This window comes from Gemmiger formicilis, assembly GCF_016901605.1.
Lineage (GTDB): Bacteria > Bacillota > Clostridia > Oscillospirales > Ruminococcaceae > Gemmiger > Gemmiger formicilis_B.
In genome coordinates this window covers 1-338 of the sequence record NZ_JACJKP010000535.1, presented here as the reverse complement: position 1 = coordinate 338, position 338 = coordinate 1, and the positions used below count along the sequence as shown (strand labels likewise).

The window sequence follows — 338 nt, the reverse complement described above, 5'->3', positions numbered from 1 at the left end:
GGTACGCTACCTTTCCTGTAACTTCCAAAAACCCCTTTCGCTGGATACGGTGGCCCGGGAACTAGGGGTCAGCAAGTACCACCTTTCCCATATATTTTCCAGCCGGCTGCACACCAGCTTTTCCGAGTATGTGAACTTTCTGCGCCTGAACCTGGCCCGGGAATTGCTCCTTACCACCGACCAGAGCATTCTGGAACTGGGGTTGACTTGCGGTTTTTCCAGCCAGCGTACCTTCAACCGTGTTTTTCAGATTCACATGGGAATGTCGCCCCGCCAATACCGGGAACTCAAATCTGTGGCATCACACAGCCCACTGACAATTCCATAAACGCATGCCG

1 protein-coding gene is annotated in these 338 nt (G+C 53.0%); it reads left to right on the top strand.

Translation table 11 applies throughout. The annotated features are described in order from the left end of the window. On the top strand, positions 1-328 hold a 328-nt coding region (locus tag H6B10_RS15820), incomplete at its 5' end, for a helix-turn-helix transcriptional regulator (protein WP_204652403.1). Positions 329-338: the final 10 nt, after the last annotated feature.